The following is a 26582-nucleotide window of genomic DNA, read 5'->3' as shown; positions in this document are numbered from 1 at the left end:
GGCGACACATCCCTATCGACTTATTTATAGTTCGGCTACGACCGGGGGACGCCGAGTCAGGGAGACAGCATGGATCTGGCCCTGTTGCGCACGTTTGTCACGGTGTACAGGGCCGGGTCGTTCACCCGGGCCGCCGCGCTCCTGGGGCTGTCGCAGCCCGCCGTCACCGGCCAGATCCGGACGCTGGAGAAACAGCTGGGGCGACCGCTCTTCCTGCGGCAGGCGCGTGGGGTCACCCCCACCTCCATCGGCGACGAACTCGCGCACAAGATCGCACCGCACGTCGACGCGCTCCTGGAGATCACCGAGGCCGGTCTCGACGACCGCAACGAGGACCGGACGCTGCACCTCGCCGGGCCGCCCGAGTTCACGGCCCTGCGCGCACTGCCCGCGCTGACACCGCTGATCGGGCAGGGACTGACCGTACGGGCGGCGCACGGCGTCGCGGAGGAGCTCTTCGAGGGGCTCGCGGCGGGTCACCACGATCTCGCGATCACCACAACGCGCCCCCGCGGCCGGCTGCTCAGCGCGACCCCGCTCTGCGACGAGGAGCACGTGCTCGTGGCGGCGCCGCGCTGGGCGGCCCGGCTCGGCGGAGCCGCCGTTGTACGGGACAAGGGCGTACGCGCGCTGGAGAACCTGCCCGTGGTGGAGGTCCACGAGAGCCTCCCCCTCGTCTCCCGCTACTGGGCGACCGTCTTCGACAGCAAGCCCATCGCCTCCGGCAGCGTGATCACACCGGACCTGCGGGCCGTCCTGACCTGCGTCGTGGCGGGCGCGGGCCTCGGCGTGCTGCCGCGCTACCTGTGCTCCGACGCGCTCGACACCGGGGAGCTGGTCGCCCTCCTGGATCCTCCCGTGCCGCCACTGCGCACATACTTCCTGGTCGTACGGACGGGAACGCTCGCGCACCCGCACATCGCCCGCGCACACGAGTGGCTACTGCGCGCCGCCGTGTCCTGGTGAGAAAGAGGGTCACCGAAGGGTTTCGCCGGGTGCTCCACGCGGCAGATGTCCCCTATGACCGAACGTCCAGTGGTCAAGCGCACGGCACGTGCCATCCTGCTCGACAACGCCCCCGACGCGGCGGGCGCCGCCGGCCCCCGTCCCGCCCTCGAAATGATCGTGATCAAGCGGACGAAGCCCGGCGAGGCTCCGTACTGGATCACGCCCGGCGGCGGCATGGAGCCCGAGGACGCCACCGTCGTCGCCGCGCTGCACCGCGAGGTCGACGAGGAGCTCGGAGCGAAAGTGATCGACGTCGTGCCGGCCTTCGTCGACACCGTCTCCCACTCCATGCATCACGCCGCGCACGGCGTGAAAGTGCAGCACTTCTTCGTCTGCCGGCTCGACTCCATGGACCTCTCGCTCCGCCACGGGCCCGAGGTGGACGAGCCCTGCGGGACGTACGAGGTGGTGCGCATCCCGTTCACGCGGGAGGGCATCGCCTCGGTGGAGCTCGTGCCGCCGTCGCTGCGCGCGTATCTCGACGCGAACATCGAGGGCGTACGGGCCCTGCTGGCCGACGACCTCGGCTGACCTTCCCTCCTCCCCTCCTCCCCTCATCCTCTTCTCGACCCGTGGACTCCGTCAGCTCGTGAACTCCGGCAGCTCGTCGATCGAATCGTGGCGTATTCGGTGGGGCGGGATACCGATACCGACCAGGGTGTCCACGCCGCTGCGGATCATGCCGGGCGGGCCGGAGAGATAGGCGTCGTAGGCGTTCCAGGGGCCGTACTGGCGCACGATGTGCGGGAGTTCGCCGCTGAGGCAGCGCGTCGGGCCGTCGGAGACGACCGGGCGGACCGAGATCCAGGGGTGCGAGCGCTGGAGGCTCAGCAGGGTGTCGATGTCGTAGAGGTCGTCGTCGTGGCGGGCGCCGTAGAAGACCTCCACGGGGCGGCGTCGGCCGTGTTCGGCGACGTCCTCCACCAGGGCCTTGATGGGGGCGATGCCGGTGCCGCCGCCGAGGCACAACAGCCCGTTGTCAGTGCTGTGGTCCACAATCATGGAACCGGTGGGGGGACCGAGACGGAGGACATCGCCCGGGCGGGCGCGATGGACGAGGGCATTGGACACCCAGCCGGCCGGCACGGCCTTCACGTGGAAGGAGAGCAGCCCGTCCGGGCGGGGCGCGGCGGAGAAGGAGTAGTGCCGCCAGACACGCGGCCACCAGGGGGTTTCCAGGCTGGTGTACTGCCCGGCGAGGAAGGGGTACGGCTGGTCGGGCCGTACGGTCACGACGGCGATGTCGCGCGTGCGCCGCTCGTGGCCGACGATCTCGGCCTGCCACCAGGCGGGGGCACGGACCTCGTCCTCGGCGGCGGCGTCGATCATGATCTGGGAGACCGCCGTGTAGACGCGGGCCCAGGCGGCCTCGGTGGCCTCGCTCCAGGTGACGGAGGCGTAGCGGCTGAGCGCGGCGAGCAGGCACTCGCCGACGGCGGGGTAGTGCGCGGGCAGCGTGCCGTATTTGCGGTGCCCGCGACCGAGCCGGGAGAGGTACTCGGTGAGCGTGGCGGTGTCGTCCACGTGCTGGGCGGCGGCGAGCAACGCCTTGAAGAGGCGGTCGCGCTGCGTGTCCATGGCGGCGGGGAAGAGTTCGCGCAGATCGGGGTGGCGTACGAACAGGAGCGCGTAGAAGTACGAGGTCGCCTTGTCGGCGACGGGCCCGAGCTCGGCCATGGTCCGCCGGATGAGCACGGCGTCGGGGGAGGGGGAAGTCTGCGCGAAGGGGAGAGCGGTGGGGCGCGTACGCCTGTCCGCAGGCGGCTCGGTGAGCCGTTGATGCTCGGGGGAATTCGGGGAGCCGGGTTGACGCTCGCGGGCGGAAGCGGCGGCCCGGGCGTCGGGGAACGCGGCGCCCTCCCGGGCGGGAGCGGACCCATGACCGGCCGGGGAGAACGGGGAACCGGGAGGTGAGACGCGCTCCCAGGCGGCGGGCGCGGGCTTGACCTGCGGCGCTGGGGGCTGGGGAGTTGCCGCATGCTCCCAAGCGGGGGCGGGGGCGATTGAGGCAGCGGAAGGGGGCGGGGGGCCGGGCGGTACGTGCGGCGTCGCGCGTACCCACGGGACAGCGGGACCCGGCGCGCCCTGGCCGGGCGGAGGCCCGGGCGGGGGTGGTGGCGTGGCGCGCTCCCACGCGGGGCCGGCTGCCGAAGTGGCCGCGGAAGACGGGGGCTCGGGCGGTACGTGCGGTGTCACGCCCTCCCACGCGGACGCTGGCGCCGGTGCGGCCTGGCCTGGCGGAGGTCCCGGTGGGGCTGGGGGCGTGGCGCGCTCCCACGCGGGGGCGCCTGCTGAAGCTGACGCGGAAGACGGGGGCTCGGGTGATACCTGCGGTGTCACGACCTCCCACGCGGACGCCGGCGCCGGCCCGGCCTCGCCGGGTCGGGGCCCTGGCGGGGCTGGTGGCGTCGCGCGCTCCCACGCGGCGGCGCGGGCTGATCCGGCCACGGAAGACGGCGGCGCGGGCGGTACGTGCGATGTCGCCCGCTCCCACGCGGACGCGAGATCCGCCGCGGCCTGGCCAGGTGGAGGCCCCGGTGGGGCCGGGGGTGTGACGCGCTCCCAAGGCGCGTCGGCTGCTGGTCCGTAGACCGAAGGCGGGGGCGCGGGCTGGGCGGGGGCCTGGCGCGGTGGAGGCTCCGGTGGGCCCGGCGGTGTCGCGGTCTCCCGCGCGGACTCATGCCGCAACGGCTCGTACTGCAAGCCGTCACCCCACACCGGCGTGGTCGCGGCCTCGGGCCGCACAGGCCCTGGCTGAGTCATGCCCTCCCACGCGGACGCGGGCCCCGGTGTGGCCTCGCCCGGCGTCGCGCTCTCCCCCGCGGACGCGGGCCCCCGTGGAGGCCCGGCCTCCTGCGCGCGGGGCGGGTCGACCATCCCTACGGCCACCCACTTGCCCCGCCGCTCGGCCGCCGGGCGCCCCGCACCCGCACCGCCCTCGGGGGCCGCATGGCGTCCGCCGCCCTCTCGGGGGGTGAACCAGCCCCGGTCCCCGCCCCGTTCACCCCCGGCGCCGTCGTCGCCGCCGTCGGCCGGCCTCGTGGTCGGAGCGTCCTTCATCGTCTCGCCTCGAACGTCTCTCGGTCGGTCCTCGCACACCCGGCCGCGCCGGAATGTGCCGGAATTCCCCGCTCTGCTCAGGGGGCGCTGTTCCCGTCCGCGCAGCATGCCATCATCCGCGCGGCTCCCGAACAATTCACCGGAAGCGCGGGCGCCGCAAGGCCGGTTGAGGCTAGGCTGAGCCGCTTTCGCACGCCCGAAGGCAAGGCACACGAAGCGATCAGCAGACACCAAGCGCTGCCCGACGAACCGGGGTTGACCATACCGGGAGCGCGGGAATTCACAACCCGCCTCGGCGAGGGCCTGATCGAATCAGGCTCATTGGACCGACATCGCCAATTACCGCCCGTCACCGACCAATTCGTAGGCCTCCCGCAGATCCCGCCCCGCATAGGCGTGCGCGGCGATATCGCGTACGTGATGGTCCGCGTTCACCGCCACCGAGACCGGCACGACGGCGAACAACCGGGCGTCCGACATGGAATCCCCGTAGGCGACGCAATCGGCACGGGTGAGCCCGAACTCCGCGCACATTTCGTCGGCGATCCGTACCTTCGCGTCCGCGTCGAGAATGCCCGCCGGGTCCACCGGATCCCGGAACGGCACCGCGGGCCAGCGCGACCCGTGCGCGGCGTCGGCGCCCCAGGTCAGCAGGCGTTCCACGAAGAAGCCCGGAGACAGCGAGATCACCGCGCACCGCTCGCCCCGGGCCCTGATCTCCGCCCATACGTCGCGGATGCCGTCCATCCAGGGAGCGCCGTCGAACGCGGCGGTGACCTGTTTCTCGGTGAGTTCCTGCCACAGTTCGACGGCCAGCGCCGCGAAACGGGCCGGTGTGAGCTGCCGGGCGGCGAATGCCCGTTCCAGTTCGGCGATCTCGCGTTCCAGCCCGAGCTGCCGGGATATCTCGATCGCCGCCGCGGAACCATGCATGAGGGTTCCGTCCATATCGAACAGGTGCAGTCTGGTCACAGCCCCGAGGGTAGGCGTACTCGCCGGTGAGTACGCGGGAATACTCCCGCCGTCGGACGCCACCGCGCGCGGCCCGCGCCACGGTGGAACCATGCAGCAGCTGGCCCGCCCCGCCCGCAGGGCACTCCTCGCCGTCCATGTCGTCACCTCGGTCGGCTGGCTCGGGCTCACGCTCGGGCTGCTGGCGCTGGGGCTCACCGGCGCGGCCACGGCCTCGCCGGGCACGGCGGCCGCGTGCTATCGCGCGATGAAGATCTTCGGCGACTGGCTGATCATCCCTATCAGCCTGTCGTCCCTGGTCAGTGGGGTGGTGCTGGCCCTCGGCACGCCGTGGGGGCTGGCCCGTCACCGCTGGGTGTACATCAAGTTCTGGATCACCCTGGCCGCGACGGCGGCCTCCGCCTTCGCCCTGCGGTCCTCGCTCGACGCCGCGGCCGCCGCCGTGGCGGCCGGCCATGAGGTCGGCGCACCGGCGCAGAGCCTGGTGGCCGCACCGAGCGTGTCGCTGAGCCTGTATGTCTTCATGACGGTGATCTCGGTCCTCAAACCGTGGGGGCTGACGGCTCGCGGCCGCCGCGCGCGGACACGCCGGACGTCCTCGACCGCCGGACGGGCCACACGATCGAGCCCGTCCGGCGGTCGAGAAAGTTCGAGGACGAGGACGTCCCCTCCGTCAGCCGCCCAGCACCTCGGTGATCGCCACGCCGGCGATCGCGTGGTCCTGCTCCGGCGCGCCGCCGCCCACCCCGATCGCCCCGATCAGCCGCCCGTCGCGGTGCAGGGGAACACCACCGGCGATGAAGAGCAGCGGCCGGTCGAGCGCCGTGGGCAGGGTGTGGAAGAGCCCGCCCGGCTGGACGGCGTCGACCACGTCCGCCGTCGGCGTGTCCAGCTGGAGCGCGGTGGACGCCTTGCGGGTGCTGGTCTCCCCCGCGATCAGGACGGCGCGGTCGTCCCGGCGGAAGGCCAGCAGGTGCCCGCCCGCGTCGAGGACGCTGACGGCGGCTCGTACGCCCTGCTCCTCCGCGGCGCGACGGGCGGCGGCGACGAGGGCCTCCGCTTCGAGCGTGGTGAGCGGGAGGACGGCAGTTCCGGTGGTGGAGGTCATGACGGTGGGGCTCCTGACTGAGGTTTCGCGGTGTGGGAGATCTCGGAAGGGAAAGGGGCGGCTCTCAGCGACTCGCGGACGCGGTCGCCGTCATCGCCGCCGCCGGCGAGCCGGCGACGATCCGCCCGCCGTCACGGTTCGTACGCCGCTCCAGCGACGCGGACACCAGGGCCAGGACGAGGGCGGAGGCCGCCATCAGGGCGCCGACCCAGTTGGGGGCGGTGTAGCTGAAGCCGGCGGAGATGACGAGGCCGCCGAGCCAGGCGGCCATGGCGTTGCCGAGGTTGAAGGCGCCGATGTTGACGGCGGAGGCGAGGGTCGGCGCGTCGGCGGTCTGGTCCAGGACGCGCTTCTGGAGCGGCGGGACGGACGCGAAGCCGAAGGCGCCGATGAGGGGAATCGTGACGGCCGCCGCGATCTTGTTGTGCGCGGTGAGCGGCAGCAGGGCCAGAACGATGGCGAGGGCGCTCAGGGAGACGTAGAGCATGGGCATGAGCGCGCGGTCCGCGTACCGGCCGCCGACGAGGTTGCCGGCCACCATGCCGAGGCCGAAGAGGACGAGCAGCCAGGTGACGGAGGACGGCGCGAAGCCGGTGACCTCGGTCATCATCGGCGTCACGTAGGTGCTCATGGTGAAGACACCGCCGAAGCCGAGGACCGTCATCCCCATGGCGAGCAGCACCTGGGGGTTGCGGAAGGCGGCCAGCTCACCACGGATCGGGGAGCGCTCGGGGAGGGGCTGCGGGGGCACGAGGGCGGTGATGCCGAGGATGGCGAGGACGCCGAGGCCGGCGATGATGAAGAAGGTGACGCGCCAGCCGAGGTTCTGGCCGACCAGAGTGCCCAGCGGGACACCGACCACATTGGCCACGGTCAGGCCGGTGAACATCATGGCTATGGCGCCCGCCTTCTTGTGCGGGGCGACGAGCCCGGCGGCGACGATCGCGCCGATGCCGAAGAACGCGCCGTGCGCGAGCGAGGCGACGATCCGCCCGGCGAGCATCACACCGAAGATGGGGGCGACGGCGGAGAGCGCGTTGCCCGCGACGAACAGCCCCATGAGGGCCATCAGCATCCGCTTGCGCGGCACGCGGCTGCCGACGATGGCGAGCATTGGGGCCCCCACGACGACGCCGAGGGCGTAGCCGGTGGTCAGGAGGCCGGCGGTGGGGATGGAGACGCCGAACTCCTCCGCCACCTCGGGGAGCAGTCCCGAGGTCACGAATTCGGTGGTGCCGATCCCGAAGGCGCCGATGGCGAGCGCCAGCAGTGCGAGGGGCATGACGGGGTCCTTCAGCGAGGGAGGGGGCGGGACGGACGCACTCACAGATTCATTGCGAGCGGGCCTTATGTGCGTCCACAATAGTTGCAGACGCGGGTTACTTGCAAGCGCGGGCTATTGCAGCGAAGCGTTATCCTGTCCGTACGGTCACGAACGAAGGAGGGCCCCATGTCTTGCGCCCCGGACCCCGCACTGCTCGGCCTCGCCCAGGGCTGGTGCGCGCTCTCCGCGCTGCACGGCCGGATCGAGGTCCACATCGAGCGCGCGCTCCAGTCGCGCCACGACCTGAGCGTGCGCGAGTTCTCGGTCCTCGACGTGCTCAGCCGCCAGCACAGCGGCGAGGGCGGCCACCTGCGCATGAACCAGGTCGCCGACTCCGTCCTCCTCAGCCAGAGCGCGACGACGCGCCTGGTCAACCGCCTGGAGGACCGCGGCCTGCTGACCCGCTACCTCTGCCTCACCGACCGCCGCGGCATCTACACCGACGTGACGGAAGCGGGCCTGGCCCTCCTGGAGCAGGCACGGCCGACGAACGACGCCGCGCTGCGCGAGGCCCTTCAGGAGGCGTCGAAGCGCCCGGAGCTGGCGCCGCTGGTCGCGGCGGTGGAGTCACTCGCTCCGGCGGCGTAACCGGGTCGCGTCGCTCCGGGACTCCGCGCTGACGGCCCAGCCCCACCGCGCTACGCGCCTTACGCGTTACGCGCCCGAGCCCGCTCGCGGTGGGCCTTCTGCCGACAGGCACCACCGCAGTACCGCGCGGGCCGGCCCGTATGGGCGGACGGCACACGTCCGCCACAGACCGCGCATCCTGTTTCGTTACGCGGAGCCGGTCGGGCAGGGGGCAGTTTCGTCACATGCCGCCCCGGGCGGAGGCTGTCGCACATCAGGGCCGTCATCCGGCCGGGCGCCTCGTCGGGGCCCCGCCGGCGTTCCATCGACAGACAGCCGATGAGCAGCGACATCACATCCTCGATGCCCACGTCCTTCCTTACCGCGCCCGCCTCCTGAGCTCGCGTCAGCAGTACGGCCAGGGCCTCGCGGAAGGCGCTCTCGACGCCCGGTGAGGGCTGGAAAGCGCCCTCGCCGCTCGCCTCCAGGGCGTCCCGCAGGCCCTTGTTGCGCGCCGACAGCCGCACGACGGCGTTCAGGTAGCGGAAGAACACCGCACCCGGGTCCTCGGCGCCCGCCAACTCCCTTGCCGTATCGGTGAAAAGCCGGACCCTGTCCACCACTGTCGCCCTGAACAGGGCTTCTTTGGAAGGGAAATGGCGGTAGACGGTGCCGGGCCCGACCCCGGCACGCCGTGCGATCTCGCCGAGCGGCACGGCCAATCCGCCCTCGGCGAAGGCCGATCGGGCCGCTTCCAGCACCAGCGCCCTGTTACGCCGCGCATCGGCTCGCAGCGACGCGGAGGCAGGTGACAGCGGTGCCGTCTTCCTTCGCTGCGGCATGCGCTGGACCTCCGTGGGGCGTGAGAACGAAGCGGGGCGGGCGCTCCGATTTTATCCGCGAGTGTGAACGAGATGTGCTGGGCGACATAAGGCACAGAAATGGCGAAGATACGAAAAGGGCAGCAAAAAGGCCGCCGTCGGTGCGTGAAGCACCGACGACGGCCCGAACCGAAGGCCGAAGAAGCTCAGCCCGTGATCACCGCGTCCCACGCCGCGCCCGCCGCCGAGGACACCTCGTCGCCGTCCGGGACCGGCACCCCGAGCGCCCGCAGCCCCGCGCCGAGCGCCGCGAGCGACGCCAGCACGACATCGCGGTCGGCGGCGAGCCCGTAGTGGTTGACGCGGATCATCTCCTTGGCGAGCTCCCCGCCCGCCGCCTGTACGGGCACGGTGGCGTCCGCCGCCAGCGCCGCCGCCACGACCTCGCGGGCGTCCACGCCGTCAGGGGCACGCAGGGTCGTCGCGACGGGGGCGGCGTCCTCGTCCCGGACGACGTACGGAGTGAGGGCGCCCAGTGCCCGTACTCCTGCGCGTGTGGCCGCGGCCGCACGGCGGTGACGTGCGATGACGGCGTCCAGGCCGACCGCGTCGATCCGGTCGGCGGCCTGCTCCAGGGCGAGCATCTCCAGCTGCGCGGGGGCGTGCGGCAGAGCGACGCGGCCGCCGTCGATCCAGCGCTCCTTCCAGTCCAGGAGGGAGAGGTACGAGCGGCGCGGCGCCTGCTCATTGGCCGCGATACGCTCCCACGCGCGGGCGCTGACCGACACGGCCGACACCCCCGCGGGCCCGGCCATCGCCTTCTGCCCGCCGATCACGCACAGGTCGACGCCCCACGCGTCGATGAGCAGCGGTTCCGCCGCCACGGACGCGACCGCGTCGAGCATCAGCAGCGCGCCGTGCTCGCGGACGACGGCACCGATCTCGGCGACCGGGTTGGTGTTGCCGGTGGCCGCCTCGGCGTGCACCAGGCTCACGAAGTCGATCTCCGGGTGCGCGCGCAGCGCGTCCGCGACCTGCTCGGGGCCGACCGCGCCGTTGAACGGCGCCGTCACCGTGACCACCTCGGCGCCGCAGGAGCGCAGCCAGCCGCCGAACGTCTCGCCGTACGGGCCGGTGATGATGTTGAGCGCGGTGCTGCCGGGGCGCACGGCCGAGCGGATGCACGCCTCCAGGGGCAGCAGGGCCTCGCCCTGCATCGCGACGACGCTCTCGCGCGTGCGCATCAGCGCGGCGACCTTGTCCTCGATCCGCGCGAAGTGCGCGGCGCCGAGCGGCGTGAGGTCGAGCAGGACCGGTGCGGTCTTCGCAGTCACGGTGGCCTTCCAGGGTGGTATCGCGCCGCGTACCGGCGCCCGCCAATCTCTCCCCGACCCTACGTCCGCCGACGCGACCCCATCCGCTTCCTCATGCCCCCTCTCGCCCCGTCTCGCGCCGGGAGAACCGCGCTCGCGCCGGGGCCCCGATCGCCGTGGGGCCCGATCGCCGTGAGGGACCGCGCTCGCCCTGGGGACCGCGCTACCGCCAGCCGTCCGCGTCCACCCCGCCCGGCACCGCGCCGCCCGGCCCGTACGGCTCGCGGGTGAAGACGAAGGTGCCGAGATCCAGGTGGCTCACCGCGCCCTCGTCCGTCCGTACGACCTTCAGCACCTCCCCCGTGTAGTAGCCGTCGAGCCCGGTCCAGGTGCCGTCGTCCTCCGGGCGGAAGCGCGAGCCGCGGCCCGCGGCGCCCTCGATCGGCGCCAGATCCAGCTCCCGGCCGGCCCGCAGCCGCAGCCCGAAGGCGACCGCGCCCCAGTACCAGGGCCCGGTCAGCTCCAGCAGTGCGGGATCCGCGTCACCGAGCGGGCGCCAGGGCGCCGGGATCCGGGGCTCGCGCGAAGCGACCGTGGTCACCAGGCCCAGCGCGGTGGGCGTGGCCTCGGGGCAGGACGTGCAGTTGGCCAGGACGACACCGGCCAGCGCGTCCGCCGGGCTCATCCACAGCGCGGCCACGAAGCCCGGCATCGAGCCGGAGTGGCCCGCGAAGGTCCGGCCGTCGCGGCGCGCCAGCTGGACGCCGAGTCCGTACCCGGACGTCCAGTCGGCCTCCGGCGCCGCCTCCGGCACCCGCATCTCGGCCACCGAGGCGGCACCGAGCACCCGCTCGTCACCGTTCAGCAGGAACGCCGCGAAGCGGCACAGATCGGCGGCCGTGGACCAGAGCTGACCGGCCGGCGCCATCACCCCGGTGTCGACGGCGGGTTCGGGCAGCAGGACGTCGGCCCAAGGGTGGACGGCCCAGCCCTCGGCGTGCGGCGCCTGCGGCAGGAGCGTCGTACGGTCCATACCCAGCGGCGTCAGCACCTCACGGTGCAGCACCGCGTCCCACGGCTCCCCGCGCAGCCGCTCCACGACGGCGCCGAGCAGCGCGTAACCCGGGTTGGAGTAGTGGTGCACGCGTCCCGCGCTGTGCGGCTGGGCGGGCTCCCCGAAGATATCGGCGAGCGCCGGGCGCAGTTCGCCCTCCGTGCGCTCCCACCACGGGCCGCGCGCCTCCGCCGCGAGCCCCGAACGGTGTGCCAGCAGCTGCGCGATGGTCGCGTCACCGGCCTCCGGGGTGTCGAGGTACGTACGGAGCGGCGCGTCGAGGTCGAGCAGCCCCTCGTCCCGCAGCCGCATGATCAGGACGGCGACGAAGGTCTTGGTGATCGAACCGATGCGGTACTGCGTGTCGGAGCCGACGGCCTCGCCGTCCACCGCGCCCCGCCCGGCGGACCAGACCATGCGCCCCTCGCGTATCACCGCTCCCACCATGGAGGGGGTACGGCCGCCCGACTGGCCGAGGGCGAGCCTGCGCAGCAGAGCGCGGCGGGTGTCGGGCAGGAGCTGCGTGAACCGCTCCTCCCGCTCCTCTTCCTGGGCCGCTTCGGCTGCTTCGGCTGCTTCGGCTGCTTCAGTCGCTTCAGTCGCTTTGTAGGCATCGATCATGTTCCGCACCCTAGCCACCACACGCCGGTGTCGCCTCCGGCTTTGTGGGGGGGGCGCCCGGCCCGGCGTCACGGCTGGCTTTGACGTCGACGTCAAGGTCTACCGTCGTGGCATGCGCATCGGGGAACTGGCCCAAGCGGCGGGCACCACCACCCGCACCCTGCGGCACTACGAGGCCCTCGGGCTCCTGCCCGCCCGCCGGGCCGGCAACGGCTACCGCACCTACGACGAGGAGGACGTGCGGCTGCTCCGCCAGATCCGCACGCTCCAGGACTTCGGCTTCGTCCTGGAGGAGACCCGCCCGTTCGTGGACTGCCTACGGGCGGGCCACCCGGCCGGCGACGCGTGCCCGGCCTCCCTGGAGGTCTACCGCCGCAAGCTGGCGGAGCTCGACGACTGCATCGAGCGCCTCCAGCACGTACGGGCGGTCGTGGGCGCCCAACTCGCCCGCGCCGAACTGGAGGCCACCGCCGACGTGCCCGGCGGGCCGCCCCCGCGCTGCGCCTTCACCCCGCCGGAGACGGGCACCGGCCACGACACCGCTCTCGACCAGGAGACCCACACACCATGACCACGAGCACAGCAGCCACGCCCTCCCCACCGTCGCGCACGTCACGGACGCCACCTTCGCGGCCGAGGTACTGGCCTCGGACCTGCCCGTACTCGTCGACTTCACCGCCACGTGGTGCCCGCCCTGCCGCGCCATCGCGCCCGTACTCGCGGAGGTGGCGCGTGCGGAAGCCGGCCGGCTGAAGGTCGTTCAGCTGGACGTGGACGACAACCCGGAAACCCAGGCGGCCTACGGCGTCCTCTCCATGCCCACGCTCGTCCTCTTCCGGGCCGGCGAGCCGGTCAAGGCCGTGGTCGGCGCCCGCCCCGAACGCCGCCTCCGCCAGGACCTCGCCGGCGAACTCCCCTGGATCGCACCCCGCTGAACACCTCGACCCGGCTCGCGCCGCTCACAGCGGAGGGACGAGCACGAACCACCGGTCGAGTACCTCCGGGTCACCCTTCACCTCGCCGAGCCGGCCGGCGGGGAGCCGGTGCCAGAGGAACAGCATCAGGTCGGAGGCCGTACCGGCGATCTCGACATCGCAAGGTCCCGCAGCCGCCTCGTCACCCCTATCGCCGGCCCGCATGCCGCCGCCCTCGAAGCGGACCGTCCACCGGCCCGCGCCGTCGGTCCGCCGGAACCGGAAGCTCTCGCCCGAACCGGGCCGGGCCTCACCACGTGCCCGCCGGGTCGGCGCCATGACCGCGAAGTCATGGCCGATGGCGGCCGCCGCGAGCTCGGCATCGACCGGCTGCGGAACCCCGCGGGCGTTCTCGGCGTCCCAGCGGTGCACGGCCGCCTCGATGGTCTGCATCCGCAACCAGAAGCCGGTGGTCCGCTCCTCCGACCAGGTCCACACCGGCTCGGCCGGATCGTGCTCCCTGAACACCGCCTCCAGCGCGCGGGCTCCCTCCGCGAACCAGTCGACCAGCCCTGCGGGCACCGGCCCATGATGCGGCGAACGCTCGGGAGACGGCCAGCCCCGGAGATCCGCGGGAAGACCCAGATAGGTGGTGTCCGCGCGATCCGGGGGCGCCGCGAGGCGCTCCCGGACGATATGCGCGACGAACCGCTGCACCCACCCGAGGTGCCCGACGAGATCGGTCACCGACCACTCGGGACAGGACGGCACCATGGGCGCTGCCGCGCCGTCACCGGCCACCTGCCGCGCCACGGCCTCGAAAGCCGACACCTCGCGCTGAAAGTGAGGGAGGTAATCCATACCGCCACTCTGCCGGCCCGGCCGCTGCCTGAGGCACCGTCAGAACCCCTGCGACTCGATCAAGTTGTCTTCGGGGACGCGCGGAGGGGCGGTGCGGAGGTCCACCCAGGGGCAGCGCCCCTGGGTGCCGCGCCGGACGTCAGCCGAGCTTCTTCACCTGCGCCTCGATGACGGCCTTCGGCTGCTCCGCCTTCCCCGTCAGGCTCTGGGAGTAGAACGTGGCGACCGTGGAGCCCTTGCGGACCGACACCAGGTGCCCCGTGCCGGGCATGCCCTCCATGTCGACGGTGATGGTGAAGGCGACCGACTCGTCGCCCGCCGTGTACGAGGCGCCCTCGACCTTGGTGATCTTCGTCTTGTCGTCACCGGCGTTCAGCGTGAAGCCGCCGGCGCAGTCCGCGCCCGCCTTCTTCAGCGCCGCCACGGCGTCCGCCGCGCCCTTGCCCTCGTACGAGGCCAGTGTGTCGACCGTGACGGTCACGCCGAGGGCACCCATTCCGGCCTTCATCTTGTCCTCGGCCGAGGCGTCCGCGGGCAGCGGCTTGGCTATCGCAGCGATCTTGCGCGAGACGGACGCACCGGCGCCGCCGGGGGCACGCAGCGCCATGATGTCGACCAACGGCTTGCACTCGGCCTTGTCACCGCTGACGGTCTTGGCCGCGGCGACGTCCACCGCGCTCGGCTTCTCGATCTTGTGGTCCTTGAGGTCGCTCTCGGTCAGCACGAGCTTCTCCAGCTCGGCCTGCGAGAGGGCCTTCGTGTTCCCACCCGGGGCGGCGGGGGCGCCCGACGAAGGCTTGTCCTTCGGCTCGTCCTTCGCGGCGGGCTCTTCCGAGCCACAGGCGCTCACGAGGAGGGCCAGGGAGATCGCCGACGCGGCGACGGCGGTACGGCGGACGGTGCTGCGGCGCATGGAACAGGACTTTCTCTGGAGCGGTGAACGACGCCTTCCCGCGCCTCGGTTCACTCACCGGCGACCACACATCGGTGGTCACGCTTCAGTGGTTACTCCATCAGTGCGCTCGCGGAAACGTCGTACGAGGGGGCCCCAACTTATGTCCTGTACCGGCCAAAAGATCGACATATCTTGCCTCCGTCGCAATCGTGACGGTGGCGCAATCACACCTGTATCCAACCGAGACGCCCCCGCGCACAACCCACGCCCCCGGCGAGGTGAGCGCTGTGGGCTCCCCTTCGCAAGGATGGGGAAGCGGCCCGCGCCGTCATGGCGGTTACTTCGGGTCGCGGTCGAACTTCGAGGTCGACCAGAAGTAGCCGAGCACCGCGAGCCCCAGGCACCAGACGACCGCGAGCCACCCGTTGTCGCCGATCTCGCTGCCGAGCAGCAGGCCCCGCAGGGTTTCGATGGCGGGCGTGAACGGCTGGTACTCGGCGATCGGCTGGAACCAGCCGGGCATGGAGCCGACCGGGGTGAAGGCGCTGGAGAGGAGCGGCAGCAGGATCAGCGGCATCGCGTTGTTGCCGGCGGCCTCGGCGTTCGGGCTGACCAGGCCCATGCCGACCGCGATCCAGGTGAGCGCCGTGGCGAAGAGCACGAGCAGCCCGAACGCCGCCAGCCACTCCAGGGCGGTTGCGTTCGTGGACCGGAAGCCGATGGCCACGGCGACGGCGCCCACGAGGACCACGCTCGTGATCGCCTGCAACACGCTGCCGACGACGTGCCCGACGAGCACCGAAGAGCGGTGGATCGCCATCGTGCGGAAGCGGGCGATGATGCCCTCGGTCATGTCGTTGGAGACGGACACCGCGGTTCCGACCACGGTGCTGCCGATCGTCATCAGCAGCAGGCCCGGGACGACATACGCGATGTATGCGGAGCGGTCCGGAGCGCCGCCGCCGATGCCCGAGCTCATCGCGTCGCCGAAGATGTAGACGAAGAGCAACAGCAGCATGATCGGGGTGAGCAGCAGGTTCAGGGTGAGGGACGGATAGCGCCGCGCGTGCAGGAGGTTGCGGCGCAGCATCGTCTTCGAGTCGCGTACGGCGAGGGAGAGGGAGCTCATCGGACTGCCTCCTTGGGCTGGTTGGGCACGTCGGTGCCCCCGGTCAGGGCGAAGAACACGTCGTCGAGGTCGGGGGTGTGCACGGTCAGTTCGTCCGCCTCGATGCCGGCCGAGTCCAGCCGGTCGAGGATGGAGCGCAGCTCGCGCTGGCTGCCGTCACTGGGGAGCTGCAGCGCCAGTGCCTCGTCATCCCTGCTGACCTCGCGCAGGGCGAGGGCGGCGCTCCGGTACGCGGCCGGGTCGGCGAAGCGCAGCCGCACGTGTCCGCCGGGAATCAGCCGCTTCAGCTCCTCGGCGGTGCCCTGGGCGGCGATCTTGCCGTCGTTGAGCACGGCGATGCGGTCGGCGAGTTCGTCGGCCTCGTCCAGGTACTGGGTGGTGAGGAAGACGGTGACGCCGTCGGAGACCAGCTCGCGGATGATCTGCCACATGGTGTGCCGGGAGCGTGGGTCGAGGCCGGTGGTCGGCTCGTCGAGGAAGATGATCCGCGGGTTGCCGACGAGTGTCATGGCGATGTCCAGGCGGCGCTTCATGCCGCCGGAGTAGGTGGAGGCGGGCTTCTTCGCGGCCGCGACCAGGTCGAACCGCTCCAGCAGCTCGGCGGTGACCCGCCGTCCCTCGTGCTTGGACAGGTGGTGCAGGTCCGCCATGAGGAGCAGGTTCTCCTCGCCGGTGATCAGGCCGTCGACGGCGGAGAACTGGCCGGTGACACCGATCGCCGCGCGTACCGCCTGGGGGTGGGTGGCCAGGTTGTGGCCGCCGATGCGGATGTCGCCGCTGCCCGGGTCGGCGGAGACGAGGGTGGAGAGGATCTTCACGGCGGTGGTCTTGCCGGCGCCGTTCGGGCCGAGCAGGGAGAAGATCGTTCCTTCGGGTACGGCCAGGTCGACGCCGTCGAGCACGACCTTGTCGCCGTAGGACTTGCGCAGCCCGTTCGCCGCGATGGCCAAGTTGGTCATGGGGGTGCTCCTCAGAGGCTGCGGGCGGTGATGTCGCCGTAGGCGGTGGTCGCGTGGATGTTCAGGCCGGCGGCGGCGCCTTCGGTGTTCTTGAGCGCGTTGTGAATCCGGCCGTAGCTGGTGCCGGCGTCCAGGGAGGCGGAGACTCCGCGGGCGGCGCCGACCGACACGTCGCCGGCCTCGGTGCGCAGTTCGACCGTGCCGCGCACGGCCTCGGCGATCCGGATGTGGCCCTTTTGGGTGCTGATCACCGCGGGGCCGCCCAGGCGGCCGACGGAGACGTCACCGGCGAGGAGGACGAGGCGGGCGCTCGCGGCCTCGTCGAGCTTGACCGAGCCCTGCGCGCCCTCGAAGACGACGTCGCCGAGCCGTCCGACGCCCCGGAACTCGGCGCTGGCCGCCGTCGCCTCGACGCGGGAGCCGACGGGCAGCTGGATGGTCACCTCGACGGATCCGGAGCTGCCGAGGATCCGGTTCTTCGCCGGTGAGGCCCCGATCCGCAGGACGCCGTCGCCGTATTCGACCGTGGTCTGCTCCGCCGCCTTCACGTCGCGGCCCTTCGAGGCGTCCGCGGGCAGGACCTCGACCGTGGTGTCGGCCCGGTCGGCGGCGATGAACCGGATGCGTCCTGCGGGGATGTCGAGGACGGCGGAAATCGGGGTGGGGGTGTCGAACTTCAGCATCATGCTCTCCTGCGCCGTGTTGTTTCTGACTTGGGAAAAGCTACGTTGCATTCACAGATCCGGCAACAGAATCGTTGCGCTAAATCCGCATCAGTGCAGGTGTGAGCTAGGAAGTCGTTGCAATAGCTGTGATTCTAATGCAACAACAGCCACCTGTTCGTTGCAATGGATGGGAAGTGAACGCTATGCTGGAGAGACCAAGGACCACGAAGGAGACCGCGATGCCGGGAGGCAGACTCACCCAGCAGGAACGCCAACAGATCGGGCTGGGACTGGCCGACGGCCTCGCCTACGCGGAGATCGCCAGACGCCTCGACCGCCCCACCTCGACGATCACGCGCGAGGTGATGCGCAACGGCGGCCCCACCGCCTACCGCGCCGACCTGGCCCACCGCGCCACCGAACGCCGCGCCCACCGGCGCAGGCAGGCCGCGCCCCGGCCTGCGGGGGCGCCCCCGCAGGCCCACGGACGCGACGCCGAGGCCGTGCGCGAGTACGAGGAGACGTTCGCCACCGTCTTCATGCAATCGGGCCTGCCCAAGATGACGTCCCGGGTGCTGGCCTCCCTCTACACCACCGACGAGGGCAGCCTCACCGCGTCCGAACTCGTCCAGCGCCTCCAGGTCAGCCCGGCGTCCATCTCCAAAGCGATCACGTCCCTCGAAGGCCACGGCCTCATCCGCCGGGAACGCGACGAACGCCGCCGCGAGCGCTACGTCGTCGACAACGACGTCTGGTACCAGGGGATGATCGCCAGCGCCCGGACCCACGTCCAGCTCGCCGAGACCGCACGGCAGGGCGTCAACGTCCTCGGCCCCGACACTCCGGCCGCCACTCGCCTGGAGAACATCGCCCGCTTCGTCGACTTCGTCGGCGAGAGCATCGTCCGCGCCGCGGAGCAGGCCCGCGAGGTCCTCTACACGAAACCCGAAACGACCTCGGGCGGCACTGCCACACCAAGTCCGGATCGCGGATAGACAGCCGGCTCGGAGCCGGGCGTCAGGCCCCCGCCATGTCCACGAAGCGGGAGTAGTGGCCCTGGAAGGCGACCGTGATCGTGGCCGTCGGGCCGTTTCGGTGCTTGCCGACGATGATGTCGGCCTCGCCCGCGCGGGGCGACTCCTTCTCGTAGGCGTCCTCGCGGTGCAGGAGGATGACCATGTCCGCGTCCTGCTCGATGGAGCCGGACTCACGGAGGTCGGAGACCATCGGCTTCTTGTCCGTGCGCTGCTCGGGACCACGGTTCAGCTGGGACAGCGCGATGACCGGCAGTTCCAGCTCCTTCGCCAGCAGCTTGAGGTTTCGGGACATGTCCGAGACCTCCTGCTGACGGCTCTCGGCCCGCTTGGAACCGCCGGCCTGCATCAGCTGCAGATAGTCGATGATCACGAGCTTGATGTCGGCGCGCTGCTTGAGGCGGCGGCACTTGGCGCGGATCTCCATCATCGACAGGTTGGGGGAGTCGTCGATGTAGAGCGGCGCGGCCGAGACGTCCGGCATGCGCCGGGCGAGGCGCGTCCAGTCCTCGTCCGTCATGGAGCCGGAACGCATGTGGTGCAGGGCGACGCGGGCCTCCGCGGAGAGCAGGCGCATCGCGATCTCGTTACGGCCCATTTCGAGCGAGAAGATCACGCTCGGCAGGTTGTGCTTGATCGAGCACGCGCGGGCGAAGTCCAGCGCGAGGGTCGACTTACCCATGGCGGGACGGGCCGCGATGACGATCATCTGGCCGGGGTGGAGGCCGTTCGTCAGCGAGTCGAGGTCGGTGAAACCGGTGGGGACGCCGGACATCTGGCCGCTGCGCGAGCCGATGGCCTCGATCTCGTCGAGCGCGCCCTCCATGATGTCGCCGAGCGGGAGGAAGTCCTCGCTGGTGCGCTGCTCGGTGACGGCGTAGACCTCGGCCTGGGCCTTGTTCACGATGTCGTCGACATCGCCGTCGGCCGCGTATCCCATCTGCGTGATCCGCGTACCGGCCTCGACCAGGCGGCGCAGCACGGCGCGCTCGTGGACGATCTCTGCGTAGTACTCGGCGTTGGCCGCGGTGGGGACGGTCTGGACGAGGGTGTGCAGATACGGCGCACCGCCGACCCGCGTGATCTCACCACGCTTGGTCAGCTCCGCCGCGACCGTGATCGGGTCGGCCGGCTCGCCCTTGGCGTAGAGGTCGAGGATGGCCTGGAAGATCGTCTCGTGCGCCGGGCGGTAGAAGTCGTTGCCCTTGATGACCTCGACGACGTCGGCGATGGCGTCCTTGGACAGCAGCATGCCGCCGAGGACGGACTGCTCGGCGTCGACGTCCTGCGGCGGTACGCGCTCGAAGCCGCCGGCCGGACCCTGCGCGCCCGAGCCTCCCTGGGACCAGGAACCGCCGTCGTCGCCACCGCGGTCGTGCCGCTCGCCGCGGGAGGAGCCGTCGCCCCGGCGAGGGCGGGAGACGGGGAGTCGATCGCTGGGACCGGCATCCGCCCAGGGGTCGTCCATGGGCTCGGGGATGCTCATCCCGCCACCTCCTCCCGTCCGCGACGCGGACCTCGCCGTGCTGTTCTTTCTTACGGCACGGCTCTGACAATTAGGACGCCCGACTCCGGTTCCGACGCGTTGAGTTCGTGTCGATCTCGTAAGGTCTTCGAGGCCGGAACAGGCGGCGGGCGCCGGTCCACGGTAGGCCCGCGGGCACCGTCAGCCAATCTGGTTATCCACAGGGCGTGTGGACGAAGGGCCGCATCCTGTGGAGAAGTCCGGGGAACCTGTGCACGGGGCGGGGGAAAGCGCTGTGGACAAACACACAATCACTCCCACCACAAGCCTCTGACGTGCAAGAACACAGTCCACCGGCTGTTGAGGAGAAAAACTTTCCCGGTCAGCCGAAGATCGCGACAAACGTCGCAGAGAAGATCTCGCACGCCTGCCGGATGTAAGGGTCGTAGATCAGTTGCGACAGTTACCTGTGGAAGATTAGGTTGAGCGTATGACCCAGGCCCCCGCGCGAGACCCGCACAGCGCCCGCCGACACGACCGCGAGATCATCTCGCTCGCCCTCCCGGCCTTCGGCGCGCTCGTCGCGGAACCCCTCTTCCTGATGGCCGACAGCGCCATCGTCGGCCACCTCGGCACCCCGCAGCTCGCCGGCCTCGGCGTCGCCGCCGCCCTGCTGACGACCGCCGTCGGCGTCTTCGTCTTCCTCGCCTACGCCACCACCGCCGCCGTCGCCCGCCGCGTCGGCGCGGGCGACCTCTCGGCCGCCATCCGCCAGGGCATGGACGGCATCTGGCTGGCCGCCCTCATCGGCGCCGCCGTCATAGCCGCCGTCCTGCCCACCGCGCCCGCGCTCGTCGAACTCTTCGGCGCCTCCCCCACCGCCGCGCCGTACGCCGTCACCTACCTGCGCGTCAGCACGCTCGGCATCCCCGCCATGCTCGTCGTCCTCGCCGCCACGGGCGTGCTGCGCGGCCTCCAGGACACCCGGACCCCGCTCTACGTCGCCGTCGGCGGCTTCGCCCTCAACGCCGGCCTCAACGCCGCTCTCGTCTACGGCGCCGGCCTCGGCATCGCGGGCTCCGCCTGGGGCACCGTCATCGCCCAGTGCGCCATGGCCGCCGTCTACCTCACCGTCGTCGTCCGGGGGGCCGGACGGCACGGCGCCTCGCTGCGGCCCGACGCCGCCGGGATCCGTGCCTGCGCCCACGCCGGGGTGCCGCTGCTCGTCCGTACGCTCTCGCTGCGCGCCGTACTCATGATCGCCACGGCGGTCGCGGCCCGGCTGGGCGACACCGCCATCGCCGCCCACCAGGTCGTTCTCTCCCTGTGGAGTCTGCTCGCCTTCGCCCTGGACGCCATCGCCATCGCCGGCCAGGCGATCATCGGCCGCTACCTGGGCGCGGACGACGCCGCCGGCGCCCGCGCCGCCTGCCGCCGCATGGTCCAGTGGGGCATCGTCTCCGGCGTGGTGCTGGGCGTGCTGGTCGTGGCCGCCCGGCCACTGTTCATCCCGCTGTTCACGTCCGACGCGGCCGTACGGGACACCCTGCTGCCCGCCCTCCTGGTCGTGGCACTGTCCCAGCCCGTCGCCGGCGTCGTCTTCATCCTGGACGGCGTGCTGATGGGCGCGGGCGACGGCCCCTACCTCGCCTGGGCCATGCTGCTGGTCCTCGCCGTCTTCGCCCCCGTCGCGCTGCTCGTCCCCACCTTCGGAGGCGGGCTCACGGCCCTGTGGTGGGCGATGACGCTGATGATGGCGGTACGAATGGTCACCCTGTGGCTCCGGACCCGCTCGGGTCGCTGGATTGTCACGGGGGCTGTAAGGGCCTGAGGTAGAGGCAGTACGGGCCTCAGGCAGTGCAAGTCTGAGGCAGTACAGGTCCGAGGCAGTACAGGTCCGAGGCAGTACGCCCCCGGCGCACCCCCGGAACGGCGGAAGGGCCGCACCCCCACAGGGGTGCGGCCCTTCACACGCTCACCGATCGCTGGGCGATCAGGCAGCGACGACCTCGATGCCGAGCTTGGCAACGACCTCGGCGTGCAGGCGCACGCTGACCTGGTGCGAGCCCAGGGTCTTGATGGGCGAACCCACCTCGACGCGACGCTTGTCGACCTTCGGGCCACCCGAAGCCTCGATCGCCGAAGCGATGTCGGCGGGGGTGACGGAGCCGAAGAGGCGGCCGGCGTCGCCGGCACGGGTGCTCAGGCGCACCTTGGTGCCCTCGAGCTTGCCCTTGACCTCGTTGGCCTGCTCGATCGTGGCGATCTCGCGGATCTTGCGGCCGCGGCGGATCTGCGCCACGTCCTGCTCGCCACCCTTGGTCCAGCGGATCGCGAAACCACGCGGGACCAGGTAGTTGCGGGCGTAGCCGTCCTTGACGTCGACGACGTCACCGGCGGTGCCGAGGCCAGAGACCTCGTGGGTGAGGATGATCTTCATTTTTCGGTCACCCTTCCCTTATCGCGCGGACGAGGTGTAGGGCAGCAGCGCCATCTCACGGCTGTTCTTCACGGCCGTGGCGACGTCACGCTGGTGCTGAGTGCAGTTGCCGGTCACGCGACGGGCACGGATCTTGCCGCGGTCGGAAATGAACTTCCGCAGCATGTTCGTGTCCTTGTAGTCCACGTAAGCGGTCTTGTCCTTGCAGAACGCGCAGACCTTCTTCTTAGGCTTGCGCGGAGGCGGCTTCGCCATTGTCTCTCTCCTGTGTGATCAAGAAGTTTTTGGTGCTTCGCCCTCGGGCCTTGTGGGGCCCGGGCCCGCGAAGGGCCTAGAAGGGCGGCTCGTCCGAGTAGCCGCCGCCGGAGTTGCCGGAGCCGCCGCCCCAGCCACCGCCGCCGCCGCCCTGCTGGCCGCCGGACGGAGCGCTGGTCGCCCACGGGTCGTCGGCGGGAGCCCCGCCGCCACCCTGCTGGCCGCCGGCGGGGGCATTGCCCCAGCCGCCGCCCTGCTGCGGGGCGCCACCGCTGCCGCCGCCGTAGCCACCCTGGCCACCGCGACCCGCGGTCTTGGTGACCTTCGCCGTGGCGTTCTTCAGGCTGGCGCCGACCTCTTCGACGTCGAGCTCGTAGACCGTGCGCTTGACGCCCTCGCGGTCCTCGTAGGACCGCTGCTTGAGCCGGCCCTGCACGATGACGCGCATGCCGCGCTGAAGCGACTCGGCGACGTTCTCCGCCGCCTGCCGCCACACCGAGCACGTGAGGAAGAGGCTTTCGCCGTCCTTCCACTCGTTGGTCTGGCGGTCGAAGGTGCGGGGAGTGGACGCGACGCGGAACTTCGCGACCGCCGCACCGGACGGGGTGAAGCGCAGCTCGGGGTCGTCGACGAGATTGCCGACGACCGTGATGACGGTCTCGCCTGCCATGGGTGAACCTCTCGGCGGGTGTGCTGCTGGCTGCTTGCTACTCGTTGCGATGCAGCCCGATTACCTCTGAACCGCTGGGGTTCAGTGGTTCTCGGGACGGAGGACCTTGGTCCGGAGGACCGACTCGTTCAGGTTCATCTGTCGGTCGAGCTCCTTGACGACCGCAGGCGTGGCCTGCAGGTCGATGACCGAGTAGATGCCCTCGGGCTTCTTCTTGATCTCGTACGAGAGACGACGACGGCCCCAGGTGTCGACCTTCTCAACCTTTCCGTTGCCCTCACGGACGACGGAGAGGAAGTTCTCGATCAACGGGGAGACAGCGCGCTCCTCGAGATCGGGGTCGAGGATGACCATCACCTCGTAGTGACGCATGTGGAACCCACCTCCTTTGGACTCAGCGGCCACGGTCGTTCCGTGGCAGGAGGGTCGTGATGCGTGAACAACGGTATCGGCCGACACTGACAATCAGCGGAAAGTCCCTGGGTTGCCCCTGAGGACCGAAGCTGGTCTGGGCAGACACCGGTGCAGACCGTACACAGTACCCGCACTCGGGCTTCCGGTTGAAATCCAGCGGTCCGGGCACTCAGTCTGGACCGATGGAGTGTGACCGGCGCTACAGTGCGCCACCTGCCTTCAGGAGGTAGCCCCATGACACAGGCAGTCCGCCGGCCCCAGGGACGGCCCGCACAGCCCCACGGACCGCGCGCGCTCGTCGACGCGGTGCTCAACAGCGACGGCAAGGCCCATCCCGTCGAAAACACCCTCGTCGTCCTCACGGTCGTCCTGGGCGCGCTCGCCGCCATCTCCTCGCTCTGGACCGGCCTCCACCTGCTCAGCTCCTGGAGCGGCCTGGTGGGGATCCTCACCGGGGCCTGGGGCCAGTTCATCTCGGCCACGACGGGCGAGCGGTTCCTTCTGATCATCGGGCTCGGCGCCTCGGCCCTGGGTTTCTTCCTCGGCATGGCGCACGGCGGACTCTTCGGGGGGCTGGTCGGATAGCCCCAGGGCCGCCTTCCCCGCGCCGCCATCGGTCCGCGCCGGTGCTCACCGGCGCACTCCGCCGGACCTCCCGGCCGGGTTTCGACCCGGCCGCGCGAGGCCGTACGGCAGTACGCCCAGTCGGGCCGCTCCCCCTTGGCATTAGGCTTCGGCGCGAGAGCCGGAGCCCCGACCCTGGGGACACACCTGCCGAGGAGCGCCCCGCATGACCCTGACCCTGAGGACAATCAGCCGAGAGCAGCATCTGGCGTACATCCAGAGCCTGCCCGCGGCCAGTCACATGCAGGTGCCGGCGTGGGCGGATGTGAAGGCCGAGTGGCGCTCGGAGAATTTGGGCTGGTTCGACAAGAACGGCCAGCTCGTCGGCGCGGGCCTGGTGCTCTACCGCCAGCTGCCCAAGATCAAGCGCTACCTGGCCTACCTGCCCGAGGGCCCGGTCATCAACTGGTTCTCGCCGAACCTCGACGACTGGATGCGGCCCATGCTGGCCCATCTCAAGCAGCAGGGCGCCTTCTCCGTGAAGATGGGCCCGCCCGTGGTGATCCGGCGCTGGGACGCCAACGCCATCAAGGGCGGCATCGCCGATCCGGACGTCAAGCGGCTGCGCGACATCGAGGCCACCCACATCGAGCCGCGCGCCTTCGAGGTCGCCGACCAGCTGCGCCGGATGGGCTGGCAGCAGGGCGAGGACGGCGGTGCCGGCTTCGGTGACGTCCAGCCGCGCTACGTCTTCCAGGTGCCGCTGTCGAACCGCTCCCTGGAGGACGTCCACAAGGGCTTCAACCAGCTCTGGCGCCGCAACATCAAGAAGGCCGAGAAGGCCGGCGTCGAGGTCGTCCAGGGCGGCTACGAGGACCTGCCCACCTGGCAGCACCTCTACGAGATCACCGCCGAGCGCGACAAGTTCCGCCCGCGCCCGCTGAGCTACTTCCAGCGCATGTGGTCGGCCCTCAACACCGAGGACCCCAACCGCATGCGGCTGTACTTCGCCGTGCACGAGGGCGAGGCCGTCGCCGCCGCGACCATGCTGATCGTCGGCGGGCACGTCTGGTACTCCTACGGTGCCTCCGCCAACCACAAGCGCGAGGTCCGCCCGTCGAACGCGATGCAGTGGCGGATGCTGCGCGACGCCTACGCCCTGGGCGCCAGCGTCTACGACCTGCGCGGCATCGGCGACTCCCTCGACGAGAGCGACCACCTCTTCGGCCTCATCCAGTTCAAGGTCGGCACGGGCGGGCAGGCGGCGGAGTACCTCGGTGAGTGGGACTTCCCGCTCAACAAGCTGCTCCACAAGGCCCTGGACATGTACATGTCGCGCCGCTAGCGCTTCGGTACACCCACGCTCCACTGCCGTCAGGCAGACGACCACATCACCCAGCAGGCACAGGGAAAGGTTCCGGGACCGGCCATGGCGCTCACGCTGTACGTCGACACCGCGCGTTGGCGGGCACACCAGCAGAACATCCTCCAGCAGTTCCCGGGCATAGTCCCGGTCTGCAAGGGCAACGGCTACGGCTTCGGCCACGAGCGGCTGTCCGACGAGGCTGCGCGCTTCGGCTCGGACATCCTCGCCGTCGGCACGACCTACGAAGCGGCCCGGATCAAGGACTTCTTCAGCGGCGACCTGCTGGTCCTCACCCCCTTCCGGCTGGGCGAGGAGCCGGTGCCGCTGCCCGACCGGGCCATCCGGTCCGTCTCCTCGATCGAGGGCGTGCGCGGCCTGGTCGGCGCCCGCGTCGTGGTCGAGGTCATGAGCAGCATGAAGCGGCACGGCATCAGCGAGGAGGACCTGCCCAAGCTGCACGCCGCCATCGAGGACGTGCGCCTGGAGGGCTTCGCGATCCACCTCCCGCTGGACCGCACCGACGGCTCCGACGCCGTCCAGGAGGTCGGCGCCTGGATGGAGCGGCTGTGCAACGCCCACCTGCCGCTGCACACCATGTTCGTCAGCCACCTGCGGTCGGACGAACTCGCCCGCCTCCAGCAGCAGTACCCGCACACCCACTTCCGCGCCCGCATCGGCACGCGGCTGTGGCTCGGCGACCCCGACGCCACCCAGTACCGCGGCGCGGTCCTGGACGTCACCCAGGTCGCCAAGGGCGACCGCTTCGGCTACCGCCAGCAGAAGACCGCCGGTGACGGCTACCTCGTCGTGGTGGCCGGCGGCACCTCGCACGGCGTCGGCCTGGAGGCGCCCAAGGCGCTGCACGGCATGATGCCGCGCGCCAAGGGCGTGGCCCGCGCGGGCCTGGCGACCATGAACCGCAACCTCTCGCCGTTCGTCTGGGCCGGCAAGCAGCGCTGGTTCGCGGAGCCCCCGCACATGCAGGTCTCGATCCTCTTCATCCCGGGCGACGTCGCGCCGCCCCAGGTCGGCGACGAGCTGGTGGCGCACCTGCGCAACACCACCACCCAGTTCGACCGTCTTCTCGACCACTGACCCACCCC

Annotated in this window: 27 protein-coding genes and 1 pseudogene; 10 read left to right on the top strand and 18 right to left on the bottom strand. The window is 71.2% G+C overall.

The window, feature by feature from the left end; translation table 11 throughout:
• The first annotated feature begins 69 nt into the window (after nucleotides 1-69).
• Nucleotides 70-966: a LysR family transcriptional regulator gene (locus J7E86_RS04230; RefSeq protein ID WP_215079859.1), complete on the top strand. Its 897-nt coding sequence runs from the start codon at nucleotides 70-72 to the stop codon at nucleotides 964-966.
• A 54-nt stretch (nucleotides 967-1020) separates the two neighbouring features.
• On the top strand, nucleotides 1021-1539 hold the full coding sequence (locus J7E86_RS04225; protein ID WP_215079857.1) for an NUDIX domain-containing protein: 519 nt from the start codon (nucleotides 1021-1023) through the stop codon (nucleotides 1537-1539).
• Nucleotides 1540-1590: 51 nt separating this feature from the next.
• Here the strand turns inward: J7E86_RS04225 and J7E86_RS04220 are convergent, their stop codons facing one another.
• The 5 genes from J7E86_RS04220 to J7E86_RS04200 form a co-directional block, all read right to left on the bottom strand.
• Nucleotides 1591-3204, bottom strand: coding sequence for a globin domain-containing protein (locus J7E86_RS04220; protein WP_374223763.1), 1614 nt, complete (start codon nucleotides 3202-3204; stop codon nucleotides 1591-1593).
• 1203 nt (nucleotides 3205-4407) lie between these two features.
• The gene (locus tag J7E86_RS04215) at nucleotides 4408-5040 is read right to left on the bottom strand and encodes an HAD family phosphatase (RefSeq protein ID WP_215079856.1); all 633 of its coding nucleotides are present in this window, start codon (nucleotides 5038-5040) and stop codon (nucleotides 4408-4410) included.
• 345 nt (nucleotides 5041-5385) lie between these two features.
• Nucleotides 5386-5565, bottom strand: a complete 180-nt coding sequence (locus tag J7E86_RS31760) for a hypothetical protein (RefSeq protein ID WP_215079854.1) — start codon at nucleotides 5563-5565, stop codon at nucleotides 5386-5388.
• A 148-nt stretch (nucleotides 5566-5713) separates the two neighbouring features.
• On the bottom strand, nucleotides 5714-6148 hold the full coding sequence (locus J7E86_RS04205; protein ID WP_215079852.1) for a heme-binding protein: 435 nt from the start codon (nucleotides 6146-6148) through the stop codon (nucleotides 5714-5716).
• A gap of 64 nt (nucleotides 6149-6212) precedes the next feature.
• Nucleotides 6213-7430, bottom strand: a complete 1218-nt coding sequence (locus tag J7E86_RS04200) for an MFS transporter (protein WP_215079850.1) — start codon at nucleotides 7428-7430, stop codon at nucleotides 6213-6215.
• A gap of 168 nt (nucleotides 7431-7598) precedes the next feature.
• Between J7E86_RS04200 and J7E86_RS04195 the strand changes: the two genes are divergently transcribed.
• Complete coding sequence (locus tag J7E86_RS04195; RefSeq protein ID WP_215079848.1) at nucleotides 7599-8060, top strand: MarR family winged helix-turn-helix transcriptional regulator; 462 nt, start codon at nucleotides 7599-7601, stop codon at nucleotides 8058-8060.
• Nucleotides 8061-8119: 59 nt separating this feature from the next.
• On the opposite strand, the gene J7E86_RS04190 is transcribed toward J7E86_RS04195, so the two are convergent.
• The 3 genes from J7E86_RS04190 to J7E86_RS04180 form a co-directional block, all read right to left on the bottom strand.
• A complete protein-coding gene (locus tag J7E86_RS04190; protein ID WP_308312460.1) occupies nucleotides 8120-8800 on the bottom strand; it encodes a helix-turn-helix domain-containing protein in 681 nt (226 codons plus the stop codon).
• A gap of 266 nt (nucleotides 8801-9066) precedes the next feature.
• Complete coding sequence (locus tag J7E86_RS04185; protein WP_215079844.1) at nucleotides 9067-10194, bottom strand: aminotransferase class V-fold PLP-dependent enzyme; 1128 nt, start codon at nucleotides 10192-10194, stop codon at nucleotides 9067-9069.
• Nucleotides 10195-10396: 202 nt separating this feature from the next.
• Nucleotides 10397-11848: a serine hydrolase gene (locus J7E86_RS04180; protein ID WP_215079842.1), complete on the bottom strand. Its 1452-nt coding sequence runs from the start codon at nucleotides 11846-11848 to the stop codon at nucleotides 10397-10399.
• A gap of 112 nt (nucleotides 11849-11960) precedes the next feature.
• Between J7E86_RS04180 and J7E86_RS04175 the strand changes: the two genes are divergently transcribed.
• Nucleotides 11961-12419: a MerR family transcriptional regulator gene (locus J7E86_RS04175; RefSeq protein ID WP_215079840.1), complete on the top strand. Its 459-nt coding sequence runs from the start codon at nucleotides 11961-11963 to the stop codon at nucleotides 12417-12419.
• Nucleotides 12420-12450: 31 nt separating this feature from the next.
• A pseudogene (gene trxA / locus J7E86_RS04170) lies at nucleotides 12451-12783 on the top strand (thioredoxin); the annotation flags it as partial.
• A 24-nt stretch (nucleotides 12784-12807) separates the two neighbouring features.
• On the opposite strand, the gene J7E86_RS04165 reads toward trxA, so the two are convergent.
• From J7E86_RS04165 to J7E86_RS04145, 5 genes are all read right to left on the bottom strand, one after another.
• Entirely contained in the window at nucleotides 12808-13623 is an 816-nt protein-coding gene (locus tag J7E86_RS04165; RefSeq protein WP_215079838.1) for a maleylpyruvate isomerase family mycothiol-dependent enzyme, read from the bottom strand.
• Nucleotides 13624-13762: 139 nt separating this feature from the next.
• Nucleotides 13763-14536 (bottom strand): hypothetical protein, encoded by a 774-nt coding sequence (locus tag J7E86_RS04160; protein ID WP_215079836.1) that lies wholly within the window; start codon nucleotides 14534-14536, stop codon nucleotides 13763-13765.
• A 319-nt stretch (nucleotides 14537-14855) separates the two neighbouring features.
• Nucleotides 14856-15647 (bottom strand): ABC transporter permease, encoded by a 792-nt coding sequence (locus tag J7E86_RS04155; protein WP_215079835.1) that lies wholly within the window; start codon nucleotides 15645-15647, stop codon nucleotides 14856-14858.
• A complete protein-coding gene (locus J7E86_RS04150) occupies nucleotides 15644-16606 on the bottom strand; it encodes an ATP-binding cassette domain-containing protein (RefSeq protein ID WP_215079833.1) in 963 nt (320 codons plus the stop codon). Before J7E86_RS04150 ends, J7E86_RS04155 begins: the two co-directional genes overlap by 4 nt.
• Before the next feature lie 11 nt (nucleotides 16607-16617).
• Nucleotides 16618-17289, bottom strand: coding sequence for a DUF4097 family beta strand repeat-containing protein (locus J7E86_RS04145; RefSeq protein WP_215079831.1), 672 nt, complete (start codon nucleotides 17287-17289; stop codon nucleotides 16618-16620).
• Between the two features lie 221 nt (nucleotides 17290-17510).
• Between J7E86_RS04145 and J7E86_RS31980 the strand changes: the two genes are divergently transcribed.
• Nucleotides 17511-18266 carry a helix-turn-helix domain-containing protein gene (locus tag J7E86_RS31980; RefSeq protein ID WP_215079829.1) on the top strand — a complete coding sequence of 252 codons (756 nt, stop codon included), beginning with the start codon at nucleotides 17511-17513 and terminating at the stop codon, nucleotides 18264-18266.
• Between the two features lie 22 nt (nucleotides 18267-18288).
• Here J7E86_RS31980 and dnaB read toward each other — a convergent pair whose 3' ends face one another.
• On the bottom strand, nucleotides 18289-19791 hold the full coding sequence (gene dnaB / locus J7E86_RS04135; protein WP_215079827.1) for a replicative DNA helicase: 1503 nt from the start codon (nucleotides 19789-19791) through the stop codon (nucleotides 18289-18291).
• A gap of 469 nt (nucleotides 19792-20260) precedes the next feature.
• Between dnaB and J7E86_RS04130 the strand changes: the two genes are divergently transcribed.
• Nucleotides 20261-21601, top strand: coding sequence for an MATE family efflux transporter (locus J7E86_RS04130; RefSeq protein ID WP_215079825.1), 1341 nt, complete (start codon nucleotides 20261-20263; stop codon nucleotides 21599-21601).
• A gap of 162 nt (nucleotides 21602-21763) precedes the next feature.
• On the opposite strand, the gene rplI is transcribed toward J7E86_RS04130, so the two are convergent.
• From rplI to rpsF, 4 genes are all read right to left on the bottom strand, one after another.
• Nucleotides 21764-22210, bottom strand: a complete 447-nt coding sequence (gene rplI, locus J7E86_RS04125; RefSeq protein WP_215079823.1) for a 50S ribosomal protein L9 — start codon at nucleotides 22208-22210, stop codon at nucleotides 21764-21766.
• 18 nt (nucleotides 22211-22228) lie between these two features.
• Nucleotides 22229-22465: a 30S ribosomal protein S18 gene (gene rpsR, locus J7E86_RS04120; RefSeq protein WP_004950692.1), complete on the bottom strand. Its 237-nt coding sequence runs from the start codon at nucleotides 22463-22465 to the stop codon at nucleotides 22229-22231.
• 76 nt (nucleotides 22466-22541) lie between these two features.
• Nucleotides 22542-23135, bottom strand: coding sequence for a single-stranded DNA-binding protein (locus J7E86_RS04115; RefSeq protein WP_215079821.1), 594 nt, complete (start codon nucleotides 23133-23135; stop codon nucleotides 22542-22544).
• 81 nt (nucleotides 23136-23216) lie between these two features.
• Nucleotides 23217-23507 (bottom strand): 30S ribosomal protein S6, encoded by a 291-nt coding sequence (gene rpsF / locus J7E86_RS04110; protein ID WP_215079819.1) that lies wholly within the window; start codon nucleotides 23505-23507, stop codon nucleotides 23217-23219.
• 276 nt (nucleotides 23508-23783) lie between these two features.
• Between rpsF and J7E86_RS04105 the strand changes: the two genes are divergently transcribed.
• The 3 genes from J7E86_RS04105 to J7E86_RS04095 all read left to right on the top strand — a co-directional run bounded on the left by J7E86_RS04105 (nucleotide 23784) and on the right by J7E86_RS04095 (nucleotide 26574).
• Nucleotides 23784-24134 (top strand): hypothetical protein, encoded by a 351-nt coding sequence (locus J7E86_RS04105; RefSeq protein WP_251018633.1) that lies wholly within the window; start codon nucleotides 23784-23786, stop codon nucleotides 24132-24134.
• A 205-nt stretch (nucleotides 24135-24339) separates the two neighbouring features.
• Entirely contained in the window at nucleotides 24340-25458 is a 1119-nt protein-coding gene (locus J7E86_RS04100) for a peptidoglycan bridge formation glycyltransferase FemA/FemB family protein (protein WP_215079817.1), read from the top strand.
• Nucleotides 25459-25542: 84 nt separating this feature from the next.
• On the top strand, nucleotides 25543-26574 hold the full coding sequence (locus J7E86_RS04095) for an alanine racemase (RefSeq protein ID WP_215079816.1): 1032 nt from the start codon (nucleotides 25543-25545) through the stop codon (nucleotides 26572-26574).
• Nucleotides 26575-26582: the final 8 nt, after the last annotated feature.

The sequence above is a fragment of the Streptomyces sp. ISL-11 genome (assembly GCF_018614525.1).
Lineage (GTDB): Bacteria > Actinomycetota > Actinomycetes > Streptomycetales > Streptomycetaceae > Streptomyces.
This window is presented reverse-complemented; position numbering and strand designations above follow the sequence as displayed.